This window comes from Aliivibrio sp. S10_S31, from assembly GCF_014694495.1.
GTDB lineage: Bacteria > Pseudomonadota > Gammaproteobacteria > Enterobacterales > Vibrionaceae > Aliivibrio > Aliivibrio fischeri.
Map to the genome: position 1 here is coordinate 37,298 of NZ_JAAUWR010000007.1, position 24,959 is coordinate 62,256.

General features: G+C 37.9%; 27 protein-coding genes. 6 read left to right on the forward strand and 21 right to left on the reverse strand.

The genetic code is table 11. From position 1 onward, the window contains the following. Positions 1-50: 50 nt before the first annotated feature. The 3 genes from HC728_RS07840 to HC728_RS07850 all read right to left on the reverse strand — a co-directional run bounded on the left by HC728_RS07840 (position 51) and on the right by HC728_RS07850 (position 3,283). Positions 51-1,055 (reverse strand): glycosyl transferase family protein, encoded by a 1,005-nt coding sequence (locus HC728_RS07840; protein WP_065641583.1) that lies wholly within the window; start codon positions 1,053-1,055, stop codon positions 51-53. 122 nt (positions 1,056-1,177) lie between these two features. Next, positions 1,178-2,203 carry a DUF2955 domain-containing protein gene (locus HC728_RS07845; RefSeq protein WP_065596888.1) on the reverse strand — a complete coding sequence of 342 codons (1,026 nt, stop codon included), beginning with the start codon at positions 2,201-2,203 and terminating at the stop codon, positions 1,178-1,180. Between the two features lie 12 nt (positions 2,204-2,215). Then, positions 2,216-3,283, reverse strand: coding sequence for an HlyD family secretion protein (locus tag HC728_RS07850; RefSeq protein WP_065596260.1), 1,068 nt, complete (start codon positions 3,281-3,283; stop codon positions 2,216-2,218). A 114-nt stretch (positions 3,284-3,397) separates the two neighbouring features. On the opposite strand from HC728_RS07850, the gene HC728_RS07855 reads away from it, so the two are divergent. After that, positions 3,398-4,285 carry a LysR family transcriptional regulator gene (locus HC728_RS07855; protein ID WP_017018770.1) on the forward strand — a complete coding sequence of 296 codons (888 nt, stop codon included), beginning with the start codon at positions 3,398-3,400 and terminating at the stop codon, positions 4,283-4,285. A 330-nt stretch (positions 4,286-4,615) separates the two neighbouring features. Here HC728_RS07855 and bioD read toward each other — a convergent pair whose 3' ends face one another. From bioD to bioB, 4 genes are read right to left on the reverse strand one after another with little or no spacing between them, the layout of a single operon-like run. Beyond that, positions 4,616-5,296, reverse strand: coding sequence for a dethiobiotin synthase (gene bioD / locus HC728_RS07860; protein ID WP_017018771.1), 681 nt, complete (start codon positions 5,294-5,296; stop codon positions 4,616-4,618). Continuing rightward, complete coding sequence (bioC, locus tag HC728_RS07865; protein WP_065624253.1) at positions 5,289-6,110, reverse strand: malonyl-ACP O-methyltransferase BioC; 822 nt, start codon at positions 6,108-6,110, stop codon at positions 5,289-5,291. Before bioC ends, bioD begins: the two co-directional genes overlap by 8 nt. Positions 6,111-6,116: 6 nt before the next feature. Beyond that, complete coding sequence (gene bioF / locus HC728_RS07870) at positions 6,117-7,268, reverse strand: 8-amino-7-oxononanoate synthase (protein ID WP_065596890.1); 1,152 nt, start codon at positions 7,266-7,268, stop codon at positions 6,117-6,119. Next, on the reverse strand, positions 7,252-8,304 hold the full coding sequence (gene bioB, locus HC728_RS07875; protein ID WP_011263575.1) for a biotin synthase BioB: 1,053 nt from the start codon (positions 8,302-8,304) through the stop codon (positions 7,252-7,254). Before bioB ends, bioF begins: the two co-directional genes overlap by 17 nt. Positions 8,305-8,444: 140 nt before the next feature. On the opposite strand from bioB, the gene bioA reads away from it, so the two are divergent. Beyond that, positions 8,445-9,713, forward strand: a complete 1,269-nt coding sequence (gene bioA, locus HC728_RS07880; protein WP_170618939.1) for an adenosylmethionine--8-amino-7-oxononanoate transaminase — start codon at positions 8,445-8,447, stop codon at positions 9,711-9,713. A 75-nt stretch (positions 9,714-9,788) separates the two neighbouring features. Here the strand turns inward: bioA and HC728_RS07885 are convergent, their stop codons facing one another. The 3 genes from HC728_RS07885 to tyrR form a co-directional block, all read right to left on the reverse strand. After that, positions 9,789-9,998 carry a hypothetical protein gene (locus HC728_RS07885; protein ID WP_005423119.1) on the reverse strand — a complete coding sequence of 70 codons (210 nt, stop codon included), beginning with the start codon at positions 9,996-9,998 and terminating at the stop codon, positions 9,789-9,791. 143 nt (positions 9,999-10,141) lie between these two features. Then, positions 10,142-10,699: a ribosomal protein S5-alanine N-acetyltransferase gene (gene rimJ / locus HC728_RS07890; RefSeq protein ID WP_005423121.1), complete on the reverse strand. Its 558-nt coding sequence runs from the start codon at positions 10,697-10,699 to the stop codon at positions 10,142-10,144. Positions 10,700-10,710: 11 nt separating this feature from the next. Continuing rightward, on the reverse strand, positions 10,711-12,258 hold the full coding sequence (gene tyrR / locus HC728_RS07895; RefSeq protein WP_017018776.1) for a transcriptional regulator TyrR: 1,548 nt from the start codon (positions 12,256-12,258) through the stop codon (positions 10,711-10,713). Positions 12,259-12,397: 139 nt separating this feature from the next. Between tyrR and HC728_RS07900 the strand changes: the two genes are divergently transcribed. From HC728_RS07900 to HC728_RS07910, 3 genes are read left to right on the forward strand one after another with little or no spacing between them, the layout of a single operon-like run. Next, positions 12,398-13,342 (forward strand): DUF523 and DUF1722 domain-containing protein, encoded by a 945-nt coding sequence (locus HC728_RS07900; protein WP_190395275.1) that lies wholly within the window; start codon positions 12,398-12,400, stop codon positions 13,340-13,342. Next, positions 13,332-14,771 carry a deoxyribodipyrimidine photo-lyase gene (gene phrB / locus HC728_RS07905; RefSeq protein WP_190395276.1) on the forward strand — a complete coding sequence of 480 codons (1,440 nt, stop codon included), beginning with the start codon at positions 13,332-13,334 and terminating at the stop codon, positions 14,769-14,771. Before HC728_RS07900 ends, phrB begins: the two co-directional genes overlap by 11 nt. A 50-nt stretch (positions 14,772-14,821) precedes the next feature. Then, positions 14,822-16,675 (forward strand): hypothetical protein, encoded by a 1,854-nt coding sequence (locus HC728_RS07910; RefSeq protein WP_065641587.1) that lies wholly within the window; start codon positions 14,822-14,824, stop codon positions 16,673-16,675. A gap of 25 nt (positions 16,676-16,700) precedes the next feature. Here the strand turns inward: HC728_RS07910 and HC728_RS07915 are convergent, their stop codons facing one another. Continuing rightward, the gene (locus tag HC728_RS07915; RefSeq protein WP_011263582.1) at positions 16,701-16,838 is read right to left on the reverse strand and encodes a hypothetical protein; all 138 of its coding nucleotides are present in this window, start codon (positions 16,836-16,838) and stop codon (positions 16,701-16,703) included. 192 nt (positions 16,839-17,030) lie between these two features. Here HC728_RS07915 and HC728_RS07920 point away from each other — a divergent pair, with 192 nt between their 5' ends. After that, on the forward strand, positions 17,031-17,978 hold the full coding sequence (locus HC728_RS07920; protein ID WP_017018780.1) for a ChaN family lipoprotein: 948 nt from the start codon (positions 17,031-17,033) through the stop codon (positions 17,976-17,978). 101 nt (positions 17,979-18,079) lie between these two features. Here the strand turns inward: HC728_RS07920 and HC728_RS07925 are convergent, their stop codons facing one another. The 10 genes from HC728_RS07925 to HC728_RS07970 all read right to left on the reverse strand — a co-directional run bounded on the left by HC728_RS07925 (position 18,080) and on the right by HC728_RS07970 (position 24,944). Further along, positions 18,080-18,394, reverse strand: a complete 315-nt coding sequence (locus HC728_RS07925) for a type II toxin-antitoxin system RelE/ParE family toxin (RefSeq protein ID WP_012534975.1) — start codon at positions 18,392-18,394, stop codon at positions 18,080-18,082. Continuing rightward, positions 18,385-18,639: a type II toxin-antitoxin system Phd/YefM family antitoxin gene (locus HC728_RS07930; protein ID WP_012535573.1), complete on the reverse strand. Its 255-nt coding sequence runs from the start codon at positions 18,637-18,639 to the stop codon at positions 18,385-18,387. Before HC728_RS07930 ends, HC728_RS07925 begins: the two co-directional genes overlap by 10 nt. Before the next feature lie 233 nt (positions 18,640-18,872). Then, a complete protein-coding gene (locus HC728_RS07935; protein ID WP_005423136.1) occupies positions 18,873-19,391 on the reverse strand; it encodes a DUF3833 domain-containing protein in 519 nt (172 codons plus the stop codon). After that, positions 19,391-19,894: a chalcone isomerase family protein gene (locus HC728_RS07940; RefSeq protein WP_026029268.1), complete on the reverse strand. Its 504-nt coding sequence runs from the start codon at positions 19,892-19,894 to the stop codon at positions 19,391-19,393. The genes HC728_RS07935 and HC728_RS07940 overlap by 1 nt, the downstream gene beginning before the upstream one ends. Next, positions 19,842-20,411, reverse strand: coding sequence for a DUF2878 domain-containing protein (locus HC728_RS07945; RefSeq protein WP_012535183.1), 570 nt, complete (start codon positions 20,409-20,411; stop codon positions 19,842-19,844). The genes HC728_RS07940 and HC728_RS07945 overlap by 53 nt, the downstream gene beginning before the upstream one ends. 85 nt (positions 20,412-20,496) lie before the next feature. After that, positions 20,497-21,738, reverse strand: a complete 1,242-nt coding sequence (locus tag HC728_RS07950) for a class I SAM-dependent methyltransferase (protein ID WP_370539785.1) — start codon at positions 21,736-21,738, stop codon at positions 20,497-20,499. 23 nt (positions 21,739-21,761) lie between these two features. After that, on the reverse strand, positions 21,762-22,514 hold the full coding sequence (locus HC728_RS07955) for a DUF1365 domain-containing protein (protein ID WP_017018784.1): 753 nt from the start codon (positions 22,512-22,514) through the stop codon (positions 21,762-21,764). After that, positions 22,511-23,770: an NAD(P)/FAD-dependent oxidoreductase gene (locus tag HC728_RS07960; RefSeq protein WP_017018785.1), complete on the reverse strand. Its 1,260-nt coding sequence runs from the start codon at positions 23,768-23,770 to the stop codon at positions 22,511-22,513. Before HC728_RS07960 ends, HC728_RS07955 begins: the two co-directional genes overlap by 4 nt. Continuing rightward, on the reverse strand, positions 23,767-24,507 hold the full coding sequence (locus HC728_RS07965) for an SDR family NAD(P)-dependent oxidoreductase (RefSeq protein ID WP_017018786.1): 741 nt from the start codon (positions 24,505-24,507) through the stop codon (positions 23,767-23,769). Before HC728_RS07965 ends, HC728_RS07960 begins: the two co-directional genes overlap by 4 nt. Then, positions 24,504-24,944, reverse strand: a complete 441-nt coding sequence (locus tag HC728_RS07970) for a nuclear transport factor 2 family protein (protein ID WP_012535096.1) — start codon at positions 24,942-24,944, stop codon at positions 24,504-24,506. Before HC728_RS07970 ends, HC728_RS07965 begins: the two co-directional genes overlap by 4 nt. Positions 24,945-24,959: the final 15 nt, after the last annotated feature.

Sequence of the window (24,959 nt, forward strand, 5' to 3'; positions counted from 1 at the left end):
GCAAAATTAACTTACGGCTTTCATTCATAGCTAGAGCATTAAATATGTAGTTAAGCGATAGTTTTTACGTACTCTTCCCAATATTGAGTAGCAACCTTAATCGCCTCTTCTCTTGGGTAGTTTTCTGCTCGTTTATTTGCCCACAATACATTAGCGACATTAAAAATAACGGTGTTCGCCATTAACTGTAATTGTTCTGATTTAGTACCTAACAAACAAGATTGAGGGACTGGTAAGTCATTAATTAGAGCTTCTTCCCAATACAGTTCTTCACACTCTCCTTTTGATGCACACCACAGTGATTGGCTGACTTTAGGGTTAAATTCAGATTCTCCACCCATACCTTTAAAGCACAATGCCAATTCAGAGCAGTCGTCTGTTGCTTGTTGTAAGCGAGACTCTGCTTCGCCATGCAGTTGCGGTAAACCAGGATGAAAGCTGCCACGTAATGAAATTGGCGCTGATGCAGGGTTTAACATACGCGCACAGGTATTCGCAGGGGTACGTAAACCGTATTCATGTTGCCATAACAGCATGGTTTCTACTTGCGGCGCATAAACCGATAGAGGCAAATAAGCGATATTGCCTTCATTTAGTACTTTTTGTGTTTCTGCAATGCTTGTGCAACTTGGAATGTTTAATTTATCAATTACTTGAGATACGTGCTCTCGAGTGCTGCCCAGCTGTAAGTGACCATGAATTAACACTCTAAAGCCTTTGTTCGCAAGAATTTGTGCCGCGTATAACTGCCACGAAGGACCTTGAACCTGACGCTTACCTGCAAAACACGCCCAATCAATATCAACATTAAGATCTTTTAATTCAGGTGTCTGAACATTACGAACAAATTCACGAATAGCCGTGGTAAAGCCACTTATCTCATCAACCGTTTCATTCTGAACTCGGATAAGCATCATCAACATCGCCATTTTATCGTTACTAATATCGCCGGAAAGATACTCTTTCATCACTTGATAAGCTTGTTCAAACGTCAATGGTTTACGGCTGCGTTCACCACGGCCTACGGTTCTAATGCATTCTATAATTGAGCTCATGACTGTCCTTGTATTTTCTTTATAATCTTCAACTACACAGACGTTATCACATAAACAAAAAAAACCAAGAGGTTCATAATAATCTACACACCTCTTGGTTATTTACTCAATCATTCAATATCTTAATGCGCTTTCTCTTCTCGCTCGACACCTCGAAAGAAAATAGGAAACAACTTAATTAATCGATAACAAATCCAAATTAAAATACTAGTGACAATAACAGCAACAACAATAGACGACACTCGATATAAAATAGAGAAGAATGCGTCTTTTTGTCCCGGAATTGCACCTGTAATAGGTATTGTTAATGCTGCCATCGCAGAGAACCCTATTCCTTTAATAGCAGGATTTTCACTGGCTAGCCATTTACAAAAATACCCTGATGCAATCGCAAAACTTAATATATATAAGATTGGATTATCGTATAAATCATATAACACTAACTGAATAGCCATGGCTGCCGCACAACCGGCTAACGTTCCTACTATTCGGATACGAGCCATCATCAATGAACCCACTAATGTCATTGGCGAAAGCATAATTAGCATCGACGCTTGAGCGGATAGTGAATCATTTAAATTTGCGATTTCGAAAATCAAAAACACAATCATGGCGACCATCCACCCCAAAGCGGTTTGCTCTAGCATGTCTCTTGGATCTTTACTTTGCCCTTCTACTTTTAAGATTGGTGTATGCTCTTCAATTGGATCAGGAAACAAATAGAAAGCCATGGCACAAATTGGCACCATCATAATGGCGGCAACCCATACACCAATAATAAAATTCTCTAAATCAAAGGTAGGATATGAACCAAAATGCAACAAAATTGAACCAACCAATAATCCCGTATATCCGAATAAATAACTCGCTTTATAGTGCATAGCATGGCATTTAAAAAGCAGCATTATACCAACGGCAACCGTCATCAATAATGGGTATGGCTGTAAAAAACCAACGATCAATGACACTTGGATCCCTACCCAAAAAATACTGATTAACAGCTGTATGAACATCTGGGCATTCCAGCGGTTCAGATTAGATAAAATGAACAATGGGAACAAGGTACCAAACATACCATTCGACCAGCCAAATACCGTGCACATGGCAAATCCAACAACACAACCAAACCAAATTCGTAATGCTTTCATGTAAGCCTCACACTAATAAATGTAATGTAAGTAGCTGATCATGGTAATTAAACTATGCCCAATGTAATCAATCACACTGTTTCCTGAAGTGTAAATAATTACGGTTGCACGCGAACCAACAAACAATCTCGGAGACAATGGTGTATCACTCGTTAAATTAACACGTACACGCTGTGCATCACGCACCCAACGATTACTGACTTCAACACTACTTAATTGACCATTCGCTTTTTGTTGTGCAGAAGCAACACCATAATCACGGCTCTCTACAATTAATGGAAAGACTTCGCCAGGCATCGCATCGTAAGCAACTTCTGCTCTCATTCCTTTAACCATTTCTGAAGTCGCTTTCTCACGGTAATCGGCAGAAACCCACAGTGAATCCGTTGGGATAAAAGTCAATAATGGCTGATTAGCATTTGCGAACACACCCACATGTAATTGCATATTGGTGATGATCCCCTCATTCTGAGCAACCACTTGCGTATGCTCTAAATCTAACTCGGCTTGTTTCAAGCTATTTTTCGCTGATAATACAGCACTGCTTTGTCCATTCCCTTTGCCTAACTTCACTTCAAGGGCATGAACTTTCTGCTGGGCTGCCATTAAGTTCGCCGCCGCTTGATCTCGTTTAGTTAGTGCTGAATCCAAACCTGAAGCTGAAACTGCGCCAGAATTCGCTAAACGCTTAATACGATGATATTCACGATTGGCATTATTCGCTGTCACTTGTGTTGTCTTTACATTTGATCGTGCAGCTTCTATATCTGCAACTAACGACGCTTCTTGTTCTTTTGCTTGCGCTAACGCTATCTTCGCTTTTTGCACAGCAAGTAGATATTTTTCATCATCAATTTTAAATAACAACTCTCCCTTCTTAACCAACTGATTATTTGTATGGTTAACTTCGACAATACGGCCTGACACCTCAGGAGAAATTTGAACAACAAACCCTTGAACTTTACTTTGAGTCGTTAATGGTGTGAGTCTATCCGCCATCACTAAATAAGCGGTAACGATAAGAAACAATACAATTAGAATTCGCATCCATTGTTTAAATTTTTGTTCTGCAGCTTGCATATATATTCTCAATAAAATCAAAATTGACGTGATCTAGTTCTCATTATAAGGCGTGATTTCAAAACGAATAGATGGCAAAATAGAACACATAAGACCTATAAATAGGACAATAATGTGTACGAAAACCGTAAATCTTTGCCTTCATTTGATGATATTTATCTCTTTGTCCTTGTAGTAAGACATAAAGGGATAAGTGCGGCAGCACAATTTTCAGGCTTACAACGTTCAAAAGTCAGCCGTCGGTTACAAGAATTAGAAAAAGCATTAGGTCATCAATTATTAATCAGAACCACAAGATCAATTGAATTAACCAAACAAGGAGAATGGTTATATCAGCAAGCATCCAATCCAATAAACACCTTGGTTGATGCAAGTTTATTGATGAAAGATCACCATATAACTCCAAGAGGAACATTAAGAATCGCAATACCTCCTGCTCTTGGTATGACAGAGGTATTCTCAACATTGATTGAAAAATACATAGAAGAAAACACGGAGGTTAAATTAGAAATTGAGCATCATGTTCAATCATTAGACTTACGCAGAAGCAATATAGACTTACAAATATTGCCAAGTTACATCGAACCACTGCATGACGATTACATCCAGCAACGTTTAATTCAAATCCCATATAGTATGGTTGCTTCTCCAAATTATTTACGTGTTAATGGTCACCCAGATAATGTTACTCAATTGGATCAATTCCACTTATTGGCAAGTCGATATAATAAAAGTTTATTGCCTCAAGGATTAAATTATCAGCTATTTAGTGATGATTTGAACTTATTACAAAAGTTAGCAATCTCAGGAAAAGGAATCGCTTTACTGCCATCTATTCTAATTGAGGAAAATATTAAGCAAGGATCGCTTGTTGAAGTATTACCAAGAAAGTCATTTACCGATTTAACTATTACTTTAATTTATCCAACACCACACTATTTACCTGAAAAAACACGATCAATGGTAAATTTATTTCGAGATACATTCTATGATTTACCTTAAAAATCAAAAGAATAAGGACACATCGCTCAACATTTAGCATTTTAATCATAATAGAATTTTAAAATGCTATGTCCTAGATTTTCGATCAATATATTATTAACCACATGAATAGGACGGGTTAGCAAAAACGGAGATAAATGTCCATAAATGCTACAACCTTTGTCTCAAAAATACGATTTTTTTGACAGTTTGTCAGAAAGATAACCAAATTTAGGGCACGTTATTTTTTATTATAACTACTCAACTAGCCCAAGTGAGCCCTAAATATAAAGCCAATATCATCAAATGATATTGGCTTTATTCTTTTTACTTAAACAGTAAACTAAATAATTAATTATCTAGAGCTTCAAGATGAATGTATTTACCCATATTTTTGCGTTTAACACTTGGCATGTATGGGATTTCACCTAATTTTGGTGCAGGCATTTTATCTTCTAGCATCTTAATGATTTCAGCGTAGTTTTCTGTACCTGGATTTACTCGGTTAGCTACCCAACCAATAATCTCTAAACCATCATGTTGAATCGCTTCAGCTGTTAGCATTGCATGACTTAAACAACCGAGTTTAATCCCAACAACCAATACCACTGGCAATTTTTCTTGCTGTACCCATGTTGATAAACAATCATCTTTAGACACAGGAACACGCCATCCACCAGCACCTTCAACCAAAACAACATCTGATTTCTCTTTTAATGAAGCTAAACCTTCAGATAATACGGAGTAATCAATAACTACATTTTCTGCTTCTGCTGCAATATGTGGTGACGCTGGCATTAATAACGCGTATGGATTTACTTCTTCATAACTTAATTCAACATTGGCTACAGCACGTAAATGAATTGCATCAGAGTTTTGAACACCTTCGCCTTTGTCTTCAGAGCCTGCTGCTACTGGTTTATAAGCCGCAGTTCGTAAACCTTTCATGTTTAACGCATCTAAAATCGCTTTTGAAGCAACGGTTTTACCCACATCTGTATCTGTTCCTGCAATAAAAAATGCATCAATCATTACTTATAACTCCGTAGCCTACCTGATATGTAGCAGGTAAGTGGTTTAATTCACTTCTAAATATTTGATACGCTTCTTCCACTGCTAATAGCTTTTCTTTGCTCAATAATCCTGAGCTGCGACCATTAGGTAAATGCGTTGCTCCAATTCCTTTTAAATCTTTCATTAAAGCAAGAGCGGAAGAATACGTCATCTCGACAGACGTGCAGTGTAGTGTAAAGTTGTTGCATTCAGATTGCGCTAACGCAATTTTTACCATAGATGGCGTAATAAAATCGTTAACATGTTGATATAAATCAACCTTTGACCATGCTTTTTTCAATTCAAACAGTGAGCCATCTAGCAAAGTTGAGAAAATAACCTTGCTTTTATTATGGCTAATTCGTCTCATTTCTCTTAGTGGTACCGATAAATCTTGGCACCATTGCAGTGCTAAGCTGGATACGACACCATCAAATTCATCGTCTATGAACGGAAGATCTTCAGCATCACCTTGAATATAGGTAATGTTGTGATCACCACATCGTTCTTTCGCTTTCTCTAACATGACAGACGATAAATCAAACGCTACGACACGTGCTCCACGTTTTAATAAGGCTTCGCAGCAATAACCGGTTCCACACCCCACATCTAAAATTCGTAGACCAGTTAGATCGGTTGGTAAATAAGACAACAGCGTATCTGCCACTTGGCGTTGAAATTCTGCTGAACGATCATATGTATGCGCCGCTTTACTAAATGCGGCTTGAATCGCTTGTTTTTCTTTATTTGATGTTGGATTAAACATATCGATGGCAACTGCTGGATTCACCATAACACCTCATCCTAATTCGTTTATCGCTTGTGTCAGCGCTGAAATATCTGCTGATGAATGATTTGCACTTAAGGTCACTCTTATGCGAGCTGAACCGACTGGAACCGTTGGTGGACGAATTGCTGTTGTCCATAACCCCCGCTCTTTTAACGAATCGGCGAGTATTATCGCATCGCTTGCTTCACCTATAATGATAGGCTTAATTGGCGTTGGTGTTTTTTCTGCGCCTACAAAATTCATTAATTCAGATTCAAATTGCAGGCTTAATTCATTGAGTTTTTCACGTCGCCATTCTTGTTGTTGGATCATCAATAAAGCGTGTGACAACGTATGTGCTTGAGCTGGAGGCATTGCCGTAGAGTAAACATGATGACGTGCAAATTGCGATAAATAATCACCACACTCTTGATTGCAAAGCACAGCCGCACCAGACAATCCGAACCCTTTTCCGAAAGTCACAATTAATATATCCGGCGTTATCGAATAAACATCACAGCAGCCTTTACCATTACTACCTAACACTCCACACCCATGGGCGTCATCCACCATTAACCAAGCATCATTTGCCTTAGTGAGTGTTGCAATATCGGCTAATGGAGAAAGATCCCCATCCATACTAAATACGCCTTCCGTCACCACCAATGTTGGCTCATCTGATGAACGCTTTAACAAACTCTTTAGGTGGTCAACATCATTGTGTTTAAAGCGTTTCATCACTGCGGGAGATAACATTCCCGCTTCCATTAGTGATGCATGATTCAATTTATCTTGTAATACGATGTCGCCCTTTTCTAATAATGAAAAGAGTACCGCTTGATTCGCACTAAAACCTGAAGTAAACAAAATAGCACAATCAAAGCCAAGCCATTCCGCCAACTGAGATTCTAAATCGGCATGAGGTTTAGAATACCCAGTAACTAAAGGTGACGCACCACTACCACTTCCGTATAAAGATAGTCCCTCTTGCCACGCCTCCATCAACTCTTTGCTACTCGCCAAGCCTAAATAATCATTTCCAGAAAAATTCAAATAGCTTTTACCATCAACAATTAATGTGGCCTGATTTCCTTGCGACACCACTCGACGTGAGCGATTTAGCCCTGCTTGCTTACGTTGATTAAGTGCAGAGCTAATACGTTGATTAAACGCTTGCTTCATAGAACAAGTCATCTTTATTTGGACGAGCTGCAACACGTTCTGCCACTCTATCAAGCAATTCATGCTCTTGAATTTGATCAGGTTTTTGCGCTACTTGCTCACTGTTCACACCCAATTTTTTGAAAAGTTGCATGTCTGTGTCTTCATCTGGATTTGGCGTAGTTAGCAACTTACATCCATAAAAAACCGAGTTGGCACCAGCCATAAAGCATAACGCTTGCATTTGCTCATTCATGCTTTCGCGTCCTGCAGAAAGACGTACCGCAGATTCAGGCATCATGATGCGAGCAACGGCGATCAAACGAATGAAATCAAATGGGTCAACGTCTTCAGCGTCTTCTAATGGGGTTCCTTTTACTTTTACCAACATATTCACAGGAACAGATTCTGGATGTTGGGGTAGATTAGCTAATTCAACAAATAGGCCAGCACGATCACTTGCACTTTCCCCCATACCAATGATGCCACCAGAACAAATTTTCATCCCAGCATCACGAACGTGAGATAGCGTATCTAAACGATCTTGATAAGTTCGAGTGGTAATAATATTGCCGTAAAATTCAGGAGAGGTATCGAGATTATGGTTATAATAATCCAAGCCAGCTTCTGACAGTTCACCCGCTTGATCGGCGGTGATCATACCTAGCGTCATACACGTCTCAAGGCCCATTTCTTTCACGCCTTTAATCATATCCAATAGATATGGCATATCACGTTCTTTTGGGTTCTTCCAAGCAGCCCCCATACAGAAACGAGTAGAACCTGAGTTCTTTGCTTTTTTCGCAGCGTCTAAAACACTTTCAACTTCCATTAAACGTTCACGATCAACATCAGTGCGGTAGTGAGCACTCTGTGGGCAATACTTACAGTCTTCAGGACAGGCTCCTGTTTTAATTGAAAGTAGTGTACTCACCTGTACATGGTTAGCTTGTTGATATTTTCTATGTACCAATTGAGCCTCAAAGATCAAATCCATAAACGGTTTATCCATCAAGGTTTGTACTTCAGCTACGGTCCAGTTATGTCTCACTTCCACGTGTAAATTCCTTTATTATTTTATGGCTCAACAACCATATAATGACTGTTTTTATACTTGGCTAGTCTACGGTTAAACGATACACTGTCAACCTAAAGAAAAGAATAAAGTTTACAACTGGTGAATAAATGAGCATTAGCATCGATTTGGATTTTGACCGTCAACACATCTGGCACCCATATACTTCAACATTAAACCCACTGGCTTGCTATCCAGTCACTCATGCAAAAGGGGTTAATATTTACCTAGAAAATGGGACTGAACTTGTTGATGGCATGTCGTCATGGTGGTCTACCATTCACGGTTACTGTCATCCTCACCTTAACCAAGCGCTTAAAGATCAAACCGATAAAATGGCACACGTGATGTTTGGTGGTATTACGCATCAACCTGCGGTTGATCTATGTAAAAAATTAGTTGAATTAAGCCCTTCTCGATTAGAGCAAGTCTTTTTAGCCGATTCTGGCTCAGTCGCGGTTGAAGTTAGTTTAAAAATGGCTCTGCAATATTGGCACGCCAAAGGACAACCTCGCTCGAAATTCGTTACCGTTCGACATGGTTACCATGGTGATACCTTTGCCGCGATGTCGGTAACTGATCCCGATAATTCAATGCATGGTCTATATAAAGGTTTTTTACCAGAGCATCTATTTGTTGAATCACCAACCAGTAAATTTGATGGTGAATGGAACCCTGAAGATATTCTTCCTTTAGAAAAAATGCTGGCAGAACGCCATGAAGAGATCGCCGCCATGATCCTTGAGCCTATTGTTCAGGGCGCTGGCGGAATGCGTTTATACCACCCTCAATATTTAAAAGAAGTACGCCGCTTGTGTGATAAATATGGCTTACTTTTGATTTTAGATGAGATAGCAACAGGCTTCGGTCGAACAGGAAAGTTATTTGCTTGCGAGCATGCCGAGATTGAACCCGATATTATGTGCATTGGTAAAGCACTCACTGGGGGCTACATGACGCTTTCAGCAACACTCACCAGTAAAGTGGTTGCAGACACGGTATGCAGTGGTGATGCAGGATGTTTTATGCATGGTCCTACATTTATGGGCAACCCACTTGCTTGTGCCGTTGCCAATGCCAGCCTAGATCTAATCCAACAAAATCATTGGCAAACTCAAACCAAACAGATAGAAACCTGCTTTTCTGAATTATTACCTCAACTTAAAAAACATAACGTTGTTGCAGATGTTAGATGGTTAGGCGCTATTGGTGTGGTAGAGCTAACCACGCCTGTTGATATGGAGAAAATTCAAGCACACTTTGTTGAACAAGGGGTTTGGATAAGGCCATTTGGGAAACTCATTTATATGATGCCTCCATTCATTTCTCAACCTGAGCACATTACTAAGCTTGTTAACGCCATTGATAGTGCCCTAGAAACTCTGTTCTAATAATAAAAAAACCGATGCCTTTACAATAAAGGTATCGGTTTTTTAGACGCTCAAATTCAACGTCGATATTTGTCGTTATTTAACTTTAGGCTCATTAGTAAAATCATCTTCTACTAACTTATAAATAATAAAGATAGCAAGCTCGAGTAATGCAGTAAGAATCAAGCTCATGATCACGTAGCGCTCAGCAAAAACACCAATACCGTGTAAGATTGTTGATTGAATAACAAACGCGCCAACTACGCCTAAAATCAACAGCTGTAAAAATTTAATAAACTTCAGCATTTAAATTCCTTCTTTATCATTATCTTAAATAATTGAAATCAACCTTTATAGAGTACACCAAAACAGTGATGACATAATGATTAATTTCAATAAGATGCTTTATCTTTTCCTTTAGAAGCGACTTTTCTTACTTTTATGACGTATTACTCTGGCTTCCAATCATCATTAATTTTAGACGTTAAGATGTGATCTTCCCATGCACCATTAATATATAAGTACTTTTTCGCTTCACCTTCTTTAACAAAACCAAGTGCAGCAAGTACTTTTGCGCTCTTTTCGTTACGTGGAATATAAGCGGCCATGATTCGATGTAAATTTTGAGCTTTAAACATCCAATCCACAGTGACATTCACCGCTCGTCGCATGATCCCTTTTCCTTGATACTCTGAATCCAAAGAATAGCCAACATGCCCAGCATGAAAAGGAAAACGAGTGATATTACTGTAACTCACCGTCCCTATTATCTTATGCTCATTTTTATCAACCACCACAAAATAAAAGGCCAAGTTATGTTTATGCAATTCCACAAGCTGCAATAAACGCTGCTTCCAGCCTTCAGGAGTAAAGAAAGCGTGGCTTCGTTTAGGCTCCCACGGAGCAAGATGATGACGATTACGCATAAAATAGTTGGCAATCGTCACTGCGTCACTGCTTTTTATTAAACGAACTTGGTAATGCTCAAACTCAAAACTTACATCCATGTCGTTTCTCTCTATTTTTTACCAATTCCATAATCACGCAATTTATTTGCAATTGCAGTATGTGATACACCTAAACGCTTGGCTAACTTACGACTTGATGGAAACTCATTATATAAACTAGATAAAATACTCGACTCATAAGATTTCATGATTTCATCCAGTGAACCATCAGTATTAATATTAAGACTTCTTGGCGCATTTTTATCAACAATTGGAAGCATAAAATGAGAGGTAGATAGTTGATTTCTATCCATTTGCGTTAATGCTTTTAATGTTGTGCTTCTAAGCTGGCGTACATTACCCGGCCATGTGTAACTGACTAAATAATCGTATACTTCTTCGTCTATGCTTGGCTTAACAATTCCTAGCTCTTTACTTAGTTGCGCTACAAAAAAATCAAACAAGGTTGCCACATCAGAAATACGATCACGCAATGGCGGTATCTCTAAAAACAGCACGTTTAGACGGTAATACAAATCTTCACGGAATAAGCCTTGCTCTACCAACTCAAGTAGCTCTTTTTTACTTGCACCGATGATACCTACATCAACATGGATCTCTTTTTCTTCACCTACTCGACGGAAATTACCATCTTGAATAAAGCGTAAAAGTTTAATTTGAAGTAGCGGACTCATCTCACTGATTTCATCAAAGAAAACCGTACCACCATCAGCTTGTTCAATGATGCCTTTCTTACCTTCTGGCATATTAGGGAACGCACCTGGTGCATAACCGAACAACTCAGTTTCAGCCACATCATCAGGCATCGCTGCACAGTTCACTACCATAAAAGCCTTACCTGAACGGATAGATGCATTATGACATGCGCGAGCCAACATCTCTTTACCCGTTCCTGTCTCACCTTGGATCAATAATGATTGATCAATGTCAGACAGTTTTTTAGCTTGAGAAATAAGTTGTTTATATTTAGTTGATGAACCGACAAAGTGCTCAAAACCTAAATTTGATGATTCAGGTATAAATGGGCGTGCGTTTTGCGCTTCGATAGCGGGTTTGATAATGACAACCGCACTGGTCAAAATGGAGGTATTACTGTCATCTGTAATATAAACCGGCATGATCTCCATGATGTAGTTCATACCATCAATCAACATAGGTTCACGCTGTCGAATACGAGATTCTTCTAACCATAATTGAACATTAAAGTCTGGCAATAAAACCGTTGCTGATTGGCCAATAAGCGACATTTTATCCAATTTAAAGAGTGACACTACCGCATCATTAATTGTGTCTATCTTGCCTTTTAAATTGATAGAGAAAACAGGGTCTGGCAAGGTACTTAATACGGCTAATAACTCAGTATTTCGACGTTCACTTGGTAAAAATTGAATTTTTCTGACATCCATCACACCATCAAGTCGACGAATTTTCGCCATTAATTGACTAAACTCATCGAAATCGATTTCAGGAAAGTTAAGATAGATTAAGCCAGACTTATCAATTTCAATATCACGTAAATCAATATGTTGAGAAGCTAAAATGTCTAATAACTCACGAGTAAGACCTAAGCGATCCTTGCATTGCACTTCAAGACGCACAAAAATTCCTCAATAATAAGGGTGTCAAAATATGTTTACACCAGTTTGCGTGAGAGAAAAAAAAGAGTCAAGAAAGAAGTGATCTAAAAACTGTTTTAATTCGTTATACTTTTTAGTACATGGATGGGGGGAAATTATCATGACTATTAATGTTGGCATCAGTTCTTGTGTTATCGGAGAAAGTGTTCGTTTTGATGGCGGACACAAAAGCAATAAATTCGCATCAAAAGTATTATCACCATATTTTAATTACATACCAATCTGCCCAGAAGTAGGCAGCGGTATGTCTGTACCACGACCAACCATCAGATTAATGACAAACGATGAACGCATAGCCTTAGTTGATTCTAAAGATTCAAGCATTGATTACACGGATTCCATGCTTGAATTCTCAAATAAAACCGTTGATGCCCTGATGGATGCAGAGCTATGTGGCTACATTGTCTGTGCCAATTCACCAAGTTGTGGCATGGAACGCGTTAAAGTTTACAGTAAGAACAATGCCACTAAAAATGGCATTGGCTTGTATACCGGAACGCTAATGAAAAAAATGCCGTGGTTACCTGTTGAAGAAGACGGTCGATTAAATGATCCCGTTTTAAAAGAAAACTTCATTACACGTGTTTTTTGCTTACACGATTTATATCAATCTATGGATGGACAACCTACCGCAGGAAAAATTGTCGCTTTCCATTCTCGTTATAAATACACATTAATGTCCCACTCTACTGTCGGCTATAAAAACCTTGGTAAATTAGTGGCTCGTGTTGCTGAATACGATATTCACGAATTTTTCAATCTATACCGAACTCAGCTAATGCAAACCATGAGTATTCGAGCTACCCGTAAAAATAACACCAACGTATTAATGCACTTACAAGGTTATTTCAAGAAAGATCTAGATTCACCTCAGAAGCAGGCTTTAGCTGAGCTCATTCAAGAGTATAATCAAGGTTTATTGCCTTTATTGTCTCCTATCACTTTGATTAAACACCATTTAAGTATGCACAATAATGATTACTTAAAACAACAATCCTTCTTAAACCCTTACCCACAAGAGCTAAGATTACGCTATGGATTATAAACACAACTTACAATGTGTTTGGTTCCGACACGATTTGCGAACCATTGATAACCCAGCATTACAGGCTGCTATTGAGAATCAGCAGCCTACTTTTGCTCTATTTATTTATTCTGAATCTCAATGGAAAAAACACAATAAAGCGCCGATTCAAATCGATTTAATCAAAAGGCGGTTAGTGGAATTAAAAAATGAATTAGAGCAACTCAATATTCCGTTGATCGTTATTTCTAGCCCTTTATTTTCAGAGATACCAGCAAAGATAACTGCGCTATTTAGCGAACTCAGTGTTAATGCATTATTTGCAAACAAAGAATACGAGCATGATGAACGACTTCGTGATACTCAAGTATACGAATCATTACTCAATACAAACTGCTCTTTTTTCGACGCCAAATGCATACTACCCGTTGGTACTATCATTAACCGAACTCAACAGCCTTATAAAGTGTTCACGCCATTTAAAAAAGCGTGGAAAGCCTCGTTTTATCAACAACAGCCACACATTACCAAAACCGGGAGATCCGTTCTGTGTGACCCCAAATTGATTAAAAAGCTATCCCTAAATAATGATGATTCTTTTGCTTTTTCATCTTCAAATGAAAGTAAAAGTTGGACGGTTTCGACAAAAGCAATTATTGATATATTACGTCAATTTTGCCGTCAAAAAGTAAGCCAATACCATAACAATCGAGATTATCCCGAGATACAAGGCACAAGTCAGTTATCCCCTTATTTGGCCATCGGCGCTATATCTGCAAAACAATGTGCGTTGCGTTTGCACCTAGAAGCGAATTATGAATTAAATCAAGGAGAGGACATTTGGCTTGATGAGTTAATATGGCGTGAATTTTATACGCACCTACTTCATTTTTATCCTAATTTATCAAAAAATCAGGCATTTCTTTCTTATGATAAATACATTAAGTGGGATAACAACCTAGACAATTTTGAACGTTGGTGTAAAGGTGAAACGGGCTTCCCGATTGTTGATGCAGCAATGAAACAGTTAAATACCACAGGTTGGATGCATAACCGATTACGCATGATCACCGCCAGTTTTCTAGTTAAAGATTTACACATTGATTGGCGTTGGGGCGAACAATACTTTATGTCAAAGTTAATTGATGGTGATTTTGCATCGAACAATGGTGGTTGGCAATGGTGTGCGTCTGTTGGATGTGACAGTTCTCCTTACTTTCGCATCTTTAACCCAATAACTCAGGGGAAAAAGTTTGATGCAGATTGCACCTTTATTAAGCATTGGCTTCCTGAATTAAAAACGCTGAGCAACAAAGAAATTCACAATCCTAATCCTGCACCGTTATTGAAATCGGATAACTATCCTGATCAAATTGTTGATCACGCTCAGCAAAGAATCAAAGTTATCGAGGTTTATAAGCAGGCAAAACAACTGGATATTGCAAGTTAACCACGCTTGAGTATGATTAATACATCTATTACTAAGAGATGTATTAATCGATGCCTTTACCTTTTGTTCTCGCAGGTCCTATTGTTCGAAAATCCTCAGAAAGTGAAATTAATTTGTGGATTTCAACATCTCAAAAATTAACAGGGAAAGTACTCATTACTGTTAAAGGGCATCAGCAATGCTTCGATATAACCCCATCGCAAGGCATCCAATTAGGAACCAACGCATGGGTTTATCTTTTACATTGCCAAGCCACATTCCCTGCAAACGAAGCTATCTCTTACGATATTGATACTCAATATGGATTGCTCTCAAAACTATTACCTCATGCTCTGTATGATAATGAATCTTCATTTACACTCATCATCAAAAATACAGCCGACTACGTGTTACATGGCTCGTGCCGCAACCCACACTATGCAAGTAAAGACAGTTTAGTTATTGCTAATCAACAGCATCAAGCGCGGCAACCAGAAGAAAGAGCAAGCCTATTGATGATGAGTGGTGACCAAATCTATGCCGATGATGTGGCAGGACCAATGCTTTACGCTATTCAGCAAGTGATACCTAAACTGGGCTTATTTGAAGAAACCTTGCCCCATTCTGAAATACAAAATTGCTCAGAACTCTTTGTGCACCCTCATAATTTGTATCATAGAGATAAAATCCTACCTCATTATGTAGAGAAGAATAATTTCTTATCCCGCTGCAATTTGTATCGCTCTCGTCCAATATTCAGTTCGACTAAGCATGAAAATCATTTAATAAGTATCTCTGAGTTCTTTGTTATGTACTTATTAGTATGGTCTCCAACGCTTTGGGAAACGATTTCTTTACCAGAAAAACACCCTAATTTAGACGGTAAATGGCAAAAGATGTGGCAGCAAGAGAAGCAACAAATTGATCTTTTTGTCGATGGACTAACTGATGCGCAGCAATTATTTGCGCACATACCGACTTATATGATTTTTGATGACCATGATGTTACTGACGATTGGAATCTAACCATTGGTTGGGAGAATGCCGTAAACGGCCATCCACTCGCCTCTCAAGTCATTGGTAATGGGTTAATTAGCTACTTTCTCTGTCAAGGTTGGGGAAATAACCCAGAGCAGTTTGATGCTGAATTTTTAGATGCATTTAGAGATCTTTTTTCTCAATATAACAATGAACAACATCAAAAATTAATTTGGACTCTAACTCGCTTTGAACAATGGCATTACTCAATTCATACCACTCCGAAAGTTGTGGTTCTGGATACTCGTACTCGTCGTTGGCGATCAGAATCAAATACCAATAAACCTTCTGGATTAATGGATTGGGAGGCTTTACTCGATTTACAACATGAGTTAATTGATCAAGAGTCGATCATTATTGTGTCAGCGGCACCCATTTTTGGGGTTAAATTTATTGAAGCATTACAAAAAACCATGACATTACTAGGTCAACCTTTGGTTATTGATGCTGAAAACTGGATGGCACACCCAGGCTCTGCAAATACCTTACTGAGTATTTTAACTCACCCTAAAACACCACAAAACTTTGTTATTCTATCTGGCGATGTGCACTACTCATTTGCCTATGATATTAATGTACGTCACAGCAAATCAAGCCCTGATATTTACCAAATTACGTGCAGTGGATTCAAAAATGAATTCCCTAATGCTCTCTTACGTTTTTGTGATTTTATGGACCGTATTCTTTATAGTCCGCACTCACCTTTAAACTGGTTTACAAAGCGAAAAAATCTATTGGTATCAAAACGAGATCCATCAACATCAAATCAGCATAAGTTGATTAATCAAAGTGCGATTGGAGAGTTAAAGTTAGATGATAAAGGCAAGCCAACACAGATATCCATTCTGACTGCAGAAGGAAAATCTATCTCGTTCTTGCCTAAATAAACGCTAGAAAACTAGCTTGGGGAAATTAATCGTTGAGTGTTGCGTCTAAGTCGCACTCAACTTCCATTGAATTATGGAAATACAGACCGGCTTCAATTGCATCTAGCCATTCTAATTCCATCTCTTCACGATATTTTATTTTATCGAGATAATTATTACTCATCTATCATTTCCTTATTTGAGTATATGAGTGTTCTGATTATACAAACCTGCTATGACATTACTGTGACAGAGTTAAAACTACCATTCTGTAAATTTTAAATTCATCACACATACTGAGAATGATTCTTATTTATATTGATAATCATTTCCATTTAACCTAAGCTATAGGTTTGTTATCTAATGAATTCTTATTATGAAATCCACACCACTACTGTCACTTATTTCATTACTGCTTTTGTCAGGATGTAGTCAAAACATTCACCAAAAGGCTGAAGTTGAACCTTCTGTAGAAAGCTTTTACGATTATCAACTGCTTTCTCCTAGTAGTGACGTCATTGCGCTTACCTCTCTACCTGATGAAATACGCAATGCTGATGTTGTTTTGATTGGTGAATGGCACACACATGCGGGTGTCCATCGTTTCCAAACGGATTTATTTAAACAATTAGCGCAAGAAAACCCAAATTTAGCGTTATCGATGGAACAATTTACCCGTGATAAACAAGATATCCTCACTCAATATCTGTCTGGGGAAATTGGTGAACAAACCTTAATGAAAGAAGCGAACGCTTGGCCAAATTATGAAAGTGATTACCGTCCGTTAGTTGAATTAGCCAAATATTATCAACGTGATGTTATTGCATCAAACGCACCAAAACCGATTGTAAAATGTATCGGTCAGCAAGGTATTGATTATCTCGATAAACTCAATGACACCGAGCGTACATGGCTTGCCGCTAACATAGATACGGCTAATTCTGCATATAAAACGAAATTCTTTAATTCAATGCACCATGGAGATGAATCTCAAACCAAAAAACAGTATGCAGCTCAAATAACATGGGACGCAACTATGGCTGAAAGCATTGTTAACTACATCGATCAACACCCAAATTCACAAGTCATGCATATTGCTGGTAAATTTCATATTGAAAACGGATTAGGGATCGCAACGCAGATTCTAAAACTGAACCCAAACCTGAACGTGGCTGTGGTGACACCAACTGAAGCGATAAGCCCAGAGAGTAAAGATTATCAATTAAAGGTATTAACACCGCCTAAGCGTTTCATTAAAAAAGAGAACATGATGAACGCTTATAAAGATCTAAAAAACCGTAATAAAGATCTGGTGTGTAAATAATACCATTCTCAATAAATACCTAGCTAAAATGCAAAACCCAACGATGGAATAAAAATGCCCATCGTTGGGAATTCCTCTAAACTGCTTATTAAATAAATGCTTTATTGTAACCCACGGTCGTTAAGAACAAACTTGCGTAACTCACGCTCTTCTCTCATGACATATATGATATAAACAATATCATCTTCTGTTACTTTGTAGAAAATTCGACATGGTGGCAATACAAGCTCTCGATAATCCAAATGTGGTAATTCAGGAACACTACGACCAGATAATGGAAAGTTTTCTAAGTGCTCAACATTACGAAAAACAGTTTGTACTAACGTTTTGGCAGCCAAGATATTATTTATAGCGATATATTCTGCAATTTCGTCCAAATCCAATAAAGCTGATTCAGTCCACTTAATTACAGCCATTTATTCATTTTCTCTTTTGCTAAGTCATGTGAAACAACACGATTATCTGAAATTGCTTTTTCACCGCGAGCTATACCTTCAAGGATTGCAATACGTTTTTGCATGAATTCATAGTCTTCAACGTCTAACAAATAAGCTGATGGTTGACCATGCTCTGTTATCAAAACAGGTTCTTTTGAGGCATGAAGCTCAGAAAGAATTTTGGTAGCTTGACGCTTTAATGTAGTAACTAATTCAACTTTCATGCTCTGTTTCCGTTATCAAAAGAATAAAGTATCACTATTGTATCACTTCATTGTCCATTGAGATAGTTCATGTCATACGACATAGACCGCTTTAATGAACTCTATTTTCTAAATCAGAAAACTAAATAAATACGTAAACCAATTATCTGCATTGTTATAACGCTCAATAAAAAAACCACCTACCTTTGACGGGGGAGTAAAAAGGTAAGTGGTTTTGGTATTTTTTGAGTGCGCTATTTTCGGATAACAAGTACAACTTCACCTACTTGTATTCCCCATTTATAAATGGCAGTTTGATTGATCACCACTGACTCTGATATTTGATAAATCCAATCATCAAATTCAACTTCATACAGTGAATCATCCACCTCCAATACCATGGCATATTTCCAATGTAGCGCATTACCTGCACTCTCTCCGGTGGCTTGTTCAAGAATATCATTGGCTTTTCCTGTATAGGTTTGGTTACCTAAATCTTGAATAACCCAAGTGCGATTTTGTTTTTCACCATCGTTAAATAAAAACTGTTCATCTAACGTTAACGTGTTTTCTTTCCAACTGGCTTGCAAATCAACCGTGAATGTTCTTATTACTTTGCCATCAAATCCTTTTACTATTCCCTCAGCTTTTAAGTCACCCTGAAAAAAATCTTTCATTGAAAATGATGGGGTTACTTCAGCGTAATCACTGACCTCTTGAGATGAACACCCCATTAAAACGAAACTGAGCAGCACAAAAATAAGCTTTTTCATTACTCGGCTCCTATCAGTTCTAATCGCAGATCGGGATACGTTGTTTTTTCTGACACCCAAATATCCAAGAACAGCTGTGAGAAATCGGAATTTGCGATGCTTCCTATGGGTTTATTATTTAAAAAGAATGCATTGGTTCCGTTTTCATCAATAGTAAATACCAGTTTATCTTCTGGTTTCACATCAGGAAAAACGTTCTCTAATTGCTCTAACCAACTATTTAAGTCTGGATGGTTGATGGCTTGTTTTTGCCATTGCTCTTTTGTCGCTTTTATTAAGTTTTCTTTGGATATATTACGGTAATACTCTATTTCTAAGGCCTGTGGGTATTCACCATAAGTAAATTCACCTGATGAAGTAAAAAGTTGTGCCTGATAAACTGAAATGAGATACCAAGTTAATTCCGATTTACCGCTACTTTCTAACCCAGATAATGGCGCGGATTGAACACTACTTGTTATTAACAGCCCCGCTAGAATGAGCATGTTGATTTGCTTCGACATGTGAACTCCCCCTTTCCTGTATTCTTTGATTTATTCGTTTCTGAATAATAATAAATACGGGTAAATTGACAGCCCAGATCACCGCAACGGCAAATAAAGTGATATTTAATGAATAGACAAACTCAACACCGCCAAGTCGTTGTCCTGCAAGATAGTTTAAAGGCCCCGCAATGGCACCAAATAAAGAGATAGCGACGATATGAAAACGGCTTAACCATTTCAAGCTGTGATTTAACGCAATAGAGAAGTGAGCCCAAACCATAATTAACCAAATAGGAATAATGGCATTATTGGCAAAAGAAAAGATATCGATTAACGATAAGAAGGAATCACTAATAACACCAATAATACCAATAACCGTGATCATCATGGCATCTTGTTTTCGACTTGGTGATACCCACAAATGGATCAATACAGAAAGTAATAAAAAAGGAATGGCTTGCTGCTTGTAAATGATAGCAGCAAGCCAGGCAAGCTGAAACCACACGGCATTAATCAGAGGGAAATAACGTTGCATGGCAGCCTCCTAAACGATAATTTGCAAACATTAATCTATAAAAATCACTTGCAAAAAACTTTACTAACAATCTATATCAATGGACTTAAACAACACCATGTTGTGGTTTTGCGGCAACAAGGTGAACAGTACTGATTTTTCTTTCAAGAAATCCACCCTCGCAATAACATAAATAGAATTTCCAAAGACGAATAAAGTCATCACCATATCCCATCTCTTTTAACTCACCGGCAGATTTATCAAAACGTTGATACCAATGATTCAATGTTTTGGCGTAATCCAACCCAATATCATGCAATGAAGTGATCACCATATCCGTGTTCTCAGCCACTTTATTTGCCATGACACTCACTGAAGGTAAACACCCACCAGGGAAAATGTATCGCTGAATAAAATCAACACTCTTACGGTATTTGTCATAACGTTGGTCAGAGATGGTAATTGCTTGAATAAGCATCTTTCCTTCCGGCTTTAAATGCTGGCTACACACATCAAAGAAAGTGCTTAGATATTCGTGCCCTACTGCTTCTATCATTTCAATCGACACTAACTTGTCGTATTGACCTTCTAAAGTACGGTAATCTTGTTTTAACAAGGTAATTGAATCTTCCAAACCCAACTGTTTCACTCGCTGCTCGGCATACTCGTATTGAGCGTCTGATATGGTTGTGGTTGTGACTTTTACACCATAATTCTGTGCAGCATAAATGGCTAATGCTCCCCAGCCTGTTCCGATCTCAAGAAGAGTTTCACCGGGTTTTAGCTCCAAACGCTCACAAATGGTTTGTAACTTAAATAACTGAGCTTCTTCCAAATTGGCTTCTTGATGTGGATAAATGGCACTTGAATACAGCATTTCTTTATCAAGGAACGTTTTATACATTTCATTCCCTAAATCATAATGAGCCAGTATGTTTTTCTTCGACCCATGCTCAGTATTTTTATTGCGTTTATGATTTAACAAATCAAAAAATTGGATAATTTTACTAAAACTGTTTTCAACTCTGTCTAACACGCCCTGCTCACGACCTAACACTTGAATCACTTTGGTTAAGTTCGGACTTGTCCACCATTCAGCAACATAGGCTTCGCTGGCACCGATACCACCACCGAATAAAATTTTTCGATACGCTTGCGTATTATGAATCTCCACAACGGCTTCTAACGTTGCATCTGGATTTCCTAGCGTGACTTGTCCAACTTGATCGAAAATGGTTAAAGATGCTTGAGACATTTTTCCTAAGTAGTCGATTAACACCTTTCTAGCTAACCCATCAATCCAGCTCATTGGTTCTACTTGTTGATTTTCTATCGAAACAGAATTCATTTGATTATTAGACATGGTTCCCCCTATTTTTCTGGATGAGGCACAAACGGTATTCGTTTTAAGCATAATTTCAGTGCCTGCCAGTAAATTCCATATACTATTTTTACGGTCATCATCGGAATTGAGATCACTTGTTGTTTAATATTTTTTGAATTAAATGGTTTTCTTGTCATCGAAATGGTCGCATCAAAGATTTTTTCTTGGCTTTTATCCAGACCACGATTTTCTAAATGCAATGAGAGGTGTTTATTGGGCGCTTTAACAAACCAATGATATTTCATATCTAAGTTTAAAAAAGGCGAAACATGAAAGGCTTTATCAATGATTTTATTGGAATCCATTTTTATTAAATAATAATGGGTTTGATTCCATGGCGTATTACTCACTTCCGCTAACAAATAAGTCAATTGGTCATTTTTGTCGTAACAGTAATACAAATTAATTGGACTAAAATAGACGCCAAAACAGCGCACTTGGCCAACAAATAAAACTCGTGTTTGAAGTGATAAACCACCAAGTTCTTCCACTTTATCCCATACCGCTTGTTTTAACGGTTGCTCTGCCTTACCAAGATAATCTGAACGGCGAAATGACAACGGTGAAAAGCGATTTTTCCTAAACCACCCAACGGACTCTGTTTGCTCTAACTCATCAAGATCTAAAGCAATAAAAAACATTTCATAGCTAAAACTGTGCTCACGTGTTTGAAAACGGCGATGTCTAACATCACCGTGATAAATACATGAATGGTTCAAATCTGCTTGATGCACACTCATAAACTTATCCCAAAGCGTTGGCACACATCTAACGCACTTCTTACTCCGTCTTCATGGAATCCGTTGTACCAATAAGCGCCAGCAAAGTGTGTATGATTATGTCCGCACACTTCTTCTCTACGTTGCTGAGCTTCTAATGTATCTAAATTAAATACTGGATGATCGTATTTATACATTCCTAATATTTTGTCTTTATGAATAAGCGGTGAATTATTCAACGTCACGCAAAAGGTGGTTTCTTTGGTTTCTAGACCTTGAAGAATATTCATATTATAGGTCACGCTAGAAGGACGATTTTTGTCGGTCACATCCAAATGATAATTCCATGCTGCCCATGCTCGCTTTTGCATAGGTAACAAGCTTTCATCCGTATGCAGCACCACTTCATTCTCTTGATAAGTCAGTTTAGACAGAACTTCTTTTTCTTGCTCTGAAATATCCGTTAGCATCGCTAGTGATTGGTCACTATGACATGCCAAAATCACCTCATCAAATTCATGCTCTTGTTGATTATCAATTGTTAATGTCACTCCATTATCATGACGAACAACACCAGTAACTGGACTGTTAAGATGGATATTATCTTTAAATGACTCAATCAAAGGAGCGATATAAGAATGTGAACCATTAGGAATAACATACCATTGTGGACGATTGGCTATGTCCAATAACCCATGATTATGGAAAAAACGAACAAAGAAATGCAGCGGGAAGCTTTTCATATCTTGCAGGCTAGATGACCAAATTGCGGCTCCCATCGGTAAGATATAATGCTCAGCAAAATAGGTACTGTAACCATCTTCGTGCAGCATATCACCCAAGGTACAATCAGCATCAATATGCTCTTGATGCCATAAGGCTTTACATTGCTTATTAAAACGTAGAATTTCGCTAATTAAAGAGAGAAATTTAGTATTAAAAATATTTGAACGTTGAGCAAATAACGTATTTAAATTATGTCCATTATATTCCAAACCTGAGATCACGTTTTTTACACTAAAACTCATTTCTGTTTCTTGCCCAGATAAGCCAAGTTGAGTTAACAGCTCAATAAAATTTGGATACGTTCTATTATTAAAAACGATAAATCCAGTATCAATATCCCACTCTTTTCCTTCCGCTTTTACTGTTTTTGTTGCAGTATGCCCACCAATATAATCATTGGCTTCAAATACAGTAACTTGATGCTCTCGACTTAATAAATGTGCGCAAACTAAGCCCGAAATACCTGTTCCAACTACGGCAATTTTTTTCATTTTCGTTTCATCCTTAAAGCCATCCATTGCCAAATACACGAAGGAAGCGCCCCCATCAAGATGAGAAAACGAGTAAAAGGAAATGGAAAATGAATGTGTTGTTTATTGTTATTAATTCCATTAATAATGTGATCAGCGGCTTTATCCGGCTCTATCAACATTGGCATGGGGAAATCATTTTTATCTGTTAATGGTGTTTTTACAAAACCAGGCGCGATAACACTGATGGTTAATCTTTCTTTTGGTATATCCAATTGCAGTGATTGTGCTAAATAATGAATAGCAGCCTTACTTGCTCCGTAAGCTTCAGCGCGTTGAAAGGGAACAAAAGCAGCACTTGAGCCCATTAACGCAAGATGACCTCTTTGTTTCATTTTAGGAAGTAACGCTTGCAAGCAATAACCAATAGAAATCACATTTGTATTGATGACTCGCTCAAATAACTCAGCGTCAAATCCCATAGCGTCATCAATGTATTCACAGGTGCCTGCATTAAGAATCGCAATATCTAAAGACTCAACCTCGGTAAGTACATCAATAATTGCATCATGATGATTCATATCAAATGCAATTTTAACTAACTTATCACTCTTCTCTGCATCAATAAGCGACGGTGATTTTAGGTACGCTTGGAAATTACGACCGCACGCATATACTTTGTCACCTGCTTGTAGGTACTTTTCAACTAAAGAAAGTCCAATTCCGGAAGTGGCTCCTGTGATTAATACATTTCTCATGCTTGCACCCTCTTTTTAATGAACTTAACCATAGGGCCAATAAGAGGCAAATGCTCGTAAACCATTTGTCCCATATCAAGAAAATCTCTGTGATAGAAAACTTTATCATTGAATTTAATATGAGAGACACCTTCAACACTGATGCTTTTACCTTTACCTATTTTTGGATGCTTGTAATTCATCGTCCAAAAAAGCGTCGCTTCACCTTGTGATAAATTAATGTCTTCAATGACATGATGAATGGTAAATTTACATTCGATAAGGTTAGTGTACAGATGTGTGAAGTAATCGGTTAGTTCATCAATTCCATTAATTTCGTGGACAGCATCAATGAACTGAACGTCAGAAGAATAGATTTCTGAGAGATGGTGCAGTGTATGTTTGTTTAAACCGCCATATAAAGCGATAAATTTTTGAATAAAGCCAGAATGATCCATATCTGTACTTCCTTT